The sequence below is a fragment of the Bradyrhizobium sp. AT1 genome (assembly GCF_001590795.1).
Lineage (GTDB): Bacteria > Pseudomonadota > Alphaproteobacteria > Rhizobiales > Xanthobacteraceae > Bradyrhizobium.
This window is the reverse complement of the sequence record NZ_JXDL01000001.1, coordinates 3,763,632-3,767,655: the sequence shown is the minus strand read 5'-3', so window position 1 is coordinate 3,767,655 and position 4,024 is coordinate 3,763,632. Positions and strand designations below refer to the sequence as shown.

At 66.9% G+C, this 4,024-nt stretch carries 3 protein-coding genes; 1 reads left to right on the top strand and 2 read right to left on the bottom strand.

The genetic code is table 11. The features are described 5' to 3' along the window. Window positions 1–30: 30 nt before the first annotated feature. Both SE92_RS17585 and SE92_RS17580 read right to left on the bottom strand, forming a co-directional pair. Window positions 31–1,269, bottom strand: a complete 1,239-nt coding sequence (locus SE92_RS17585) for a URC4/urg3 family protein (protein WP_063196951.1) — start codon at window positions 1,267–1,269, stop codon at window positions 31–33. Between the two features lie 7 nt (window positions 1,270–1,276). Continuing rightward, on the bottom strand, window positions 1,277–2,533 hold the full coding sequence (locus SE92_RS17580) for a GTP cyclohydrolase II (protein WP_063196949.1): 1,257 nt from the start codon (window positions 2,531–2,533) through the stop codon (window positions 1,277–1,279). 313 nt (window positions 2,534–2,846) lie between these two features. Here SE92_RS17580 and SE92_RS17575 point away from each other — a divergent pair, with 313 nt between their 5' ends. Then, a complete protein-coding gene (locus tag SE92_RS17575) occupies window positions 2,847–3,971 on the top strand; it encodes a threonine synthase (protein ID WP_063196947.1) in 1,125 nt (374 codons plus the stop codon). The last annotated feature ends 53 nt before the right edge of the window (window positions 3,972–4,024 follow it).

The following is a 4,024-nucleotide window of genomic DNA, read 5'->3' as shown; positions in this document are numbered from 1 at the left end:
AAGCCACCCTCTCCCACAAGGGGAGAGGGTTTAGAACACCGTGCCGTCGCTGATCACCTTCAGCGGCGGTGAACCGTCGGGGCGGCGCGCAAAGGCAATGGCACGGCCGGCGGCCCAGGTGCCGCCTTCCAATATGCTGGCGAGCGGGAGCGACTGTGGCGTGCGGCCGAGCTTGACGCGAACCAGCTCCGCGAGCCGGTCCAGCAGTGCCACCGTGAGCGCGCGCCATTCCACGACCAGCAGCGAGTCCACCGCATGCGCGCGCTCGGCGTCGGCGGAATCGCGCAGGCGCAACACCTCGTGGTCGACGAACAGGCCGCCATTGCGGTACTCGGCAAGCCCGGTCAGCCCATCGATGTCGGTGACGTCGAAGCCGGCGCGCTGCAGCGGCTCGATCAGCGAATAGCTCAGCCATTGCGACAGCTTGTGCAGCGGCACGAGGCCGGCCGTTGCGTCATCCGTTTTGAGCGCGGGATGACGCCAGCAATCGCCGAGCGGAATACCAGCGAGTTCGAGCCGCGAGGGCCAGATTGGTCCAAGCTGGTTCAGCACGGCCGACAGGATGACGGGCGCAGCGACAGCGCCGCCCTTCGCCTGCGCCGCGATATGATCGAACAGGCCGCCGGGCCGTGGCGTGTCATGCAGGCCGAAAACCTCCGCACGCCCGGCAACCAATTGGCCCAGGCGCCGCAGCAGATCGGTGCGTCCCTCAAGTCCGAGCAGCGGATTGGCATCGTTCACCTGGAACGCCGATGTGAGCGCGGCGAGCGGCAATTTTGCCAGCACCTCTGCATCGGCCCTGAACGGCGCGTGTGCGTCGCCCGAGAACAGCCCGCTCGCGAACATGTCGAGGCTCGCGATCGCGAGTCCTTCGGACCGCCCGATGCTTTCGCCCGTCGCCGCGTCCCGATATCGCCACGCAGCGCCTGCGCCGGCATCGAGCAGCACGCTGACGATCGCGAGGTCGAACTCGGCGCGCGCCCGCGCGGCGCGATCCGGCCATGATGTCGCGTCGGCAAGCTTTGCCCAGCGATCGACGCCGCCAAGCACAAAATGCCGCCAGCGCGCATGGAAGGGAATCTCAAGCGTGGGATAGGCCTTTCGCGTGACCGCGAGCACGGCCTCGGCGACGCCATCCATGCGGCCGAGATCAACAGTGAAATGGCTCAAGCCGCCGGCAAGGCCGAGTTCGAGCATCTGCCCGGCACGCGCACGAACCGCTGCTGCGCTGAGCAGCGAGCGGGCCTCTCGTTCCAAAGAGTCCGACATCAGCTGATCAATATTTTTCCAGCGAACGGCCGACCACGCCGTCGACGTCCTTCTCGGGCGCGATGTCGGTCGAGTAATAGCCGGCGGCCTTCTTGGCGGCGATCTCGACGTGGGCGTCGGCCGGAATCAGCTCCAGCGGGATCGGCACGCGCTCGACGATGTCGATGCCTTGCGAGGTCAACGCGTCGTATTTCATGTCGCTCATCGACAGGAAGCGGTCGATGCGCTTCAGGCCGAGCCAGTGGATCGTATCCGGCATCAATTGCTGGAAGCGCGCGTCCTGCACGCCGGCGACGCATTCGGTGCGCTCGAAATAGGCCGCTGCCGCGTCGCCGTCCTCCTGGCGCTTGCGCGCATTGTAGACCAGGAATTTGGTGACCTCGCCGAGCGCGCGGCCCTCTTTTCGGTTGTAGACGACGAGCCCGAGCCCGCCCTCCTGTGCGCCGCGCGCGGATTCCTCGATGCCGTGGATCAGATAGGGGCGGCAGGTGCAGATGTCGGAGCCGAACACGTCGGAGCCGTTGCACTCGTCATGGACGCGGCAGGTGATTTTTGTGCGATGATCAGGGAGCTTCGTCACATCGCCGAACATGTAGACCGTGGTGCCGCCGATCGGCGGCAGGAACACTTTCATGTCCGGACGCGTCACGAGTTCGGGGAACATGCCGGCGGTCTGCTCGAACAGCGTGCGGCGCAGCTCGGTCTCGCCGGTGCCGAAGCGCGCGGCAAGGCCGGGCAGGTACCAGACCGGATCGATCGCGATCTTCACCACGGAGACGCTGCCATTGGCGTGCACCACCTCGCCGTCGGCGCGCAGCCGTTTTGCCGCCAGCGCCTCGCGGATCTCCGGCAGGTCGAGGCGCGCGCGTGTCACCGCGATGCTCGGGCGGATGTCGACGCCCTCGGCGATGTCCTTGCCGAAGTTCTCGGCGACGAGATGCCCCCAGGGATCCAGCGCGACGATTTTTGCGGGATCGCTCCACTGCTCGAACGGCCCGATGGTCGCGGCCGGAAACGTGTTGGTGAGGTCGGGCCTGCGAATCGGATCGAGCGCGCCGGCGGACACGGCCAGCGCGCGGTACATCGCATAGGAGCCGCCATGGCTGCCGATCACGTTGCGATCGCCTGCGCGTGACACCGTGCCGATGATCGGCCCGCGCGCGCGCGCGTCGGCGGCGCCCCAGTGGATCGGGAACGCGGACTTCTTGCCCGGCTCCGGATGCGAGGTGAGGCGGATGTGGTCGGTACGGTTCGCGCGGCTCATGTCCAGGCTCCCAAAACGCCAACGGCCCGCCGCTCGGACGGGCCAGGCTCGCTTGCGGCACCGTTTCGGAACACAGGCGACGCAAGCTCAATCCAACATATTGTAGCGGCCGTCAGCGACAGACAAGTTAATCGTGCGCGGCCATCGACGCCCATTCCCGCGCCTGCCCCGATCGGAAAGCGACGCCGGAATGCCCTCTATATCTATGTAATCGTTCGAATTTTTGAAGGGGCAGGCGGGTCCGAGCAGGTGACTGGATAAAACCGGCATATTCGGACATATCGACCGGATCGGCTCTGACTCGGAGACCCCCATGCCCGCCAGCTACATCGATCCCCGCAACGGACAGCTCTATCCCCTGGACCAGCCGCGCTGGTGCTCGGACGAGCGCACGCCGCTGCTGGTGACGCCGGGGGCGGGGATCTCGCGCGACGATATCGATGCGCGCACGCGCTCGCTGTGGCGCTACCGGGCGGCGCTGCCGGTCGAGATCAAGCATCCGATCACGCTCGGCGAAGGTTGCACGCCGCTGGTCCAGCAGGATTGGGGCGAGCTGCGCCCGTTGTTCAAGCTCGAATGGTTCAACCCGACCGGCAGCTTCAAGGACCGCGGCTCATCCGTGATGCTGTCCTTCCTGCGCCAGATCGGGGTCGACGCCATCCTCGAGGATTCCTCCGGCAATGGCGGCTCGTCGATGGCGGGACTGGGCGCGGCCGGCGGCATGCGCGTGAAGATTCTGGCGCCGGCCTCCACCTCGCCGGCCAAGATCGCGCAGGTGCGTGCCTATGGTGCGACGGTGCAGCTGGTCGAAGGCCCGCGCGAAGAGTCCGAGGCCGAAGCCATCCGCCAGTCGAGCCAGACCTTCTACGCCAGCCACAATTGGCAGCCGTTCTTCCTCGAGGGGACAAAATCGCTGGCCTATGAGATCTGGGAGGATCTCAGCTTTCGCGCGCCGGACAATGTCATCGTTCCCGTCGGTGCCGGCAGCAGCCTCCTGGGCTGCGCCTTCGGCTTCCGCGAGCTGTTGAAGGCGGGTCAGATTGCAAAGCTGCCGCGCCTGTTCGCGGCGCAGCCGCTCAATTGCTCGCCGATCGATGCGAGTTTTCAGGCCGGTGTCGACACGCCCGTCGCGCGCGAGGTCAGCAAGACCATCGCGGAGGGCACCGCGATCAAGCATCCGCTGCGCCTGCGCGAGATCATCGCCGCTCTTCGCGAGAGCGGCGGCGGCACCGTTGCGCTCGCCGAGGACGAGATCGTCACGGCCTTACGTCGTCTCGCGCGCCAGGGCCTGTTCGCCGAGCCGACCAGCGCCAGCGCGGCGGCGGCCTTGGACAAGCTCTCCGCGGCTGGAGCCATCAAGGCGAACGAGACCACCGTCGCGGTGCTCACCGGCACCGGTCTGAAGGCGGCGACGACGGTGGCCGATCTGGTGCAGTAGGGGCGGAAGGTCTCTTACCCTCCCCTGGAGGGGGAGGGTCGGCTCGCGATCGA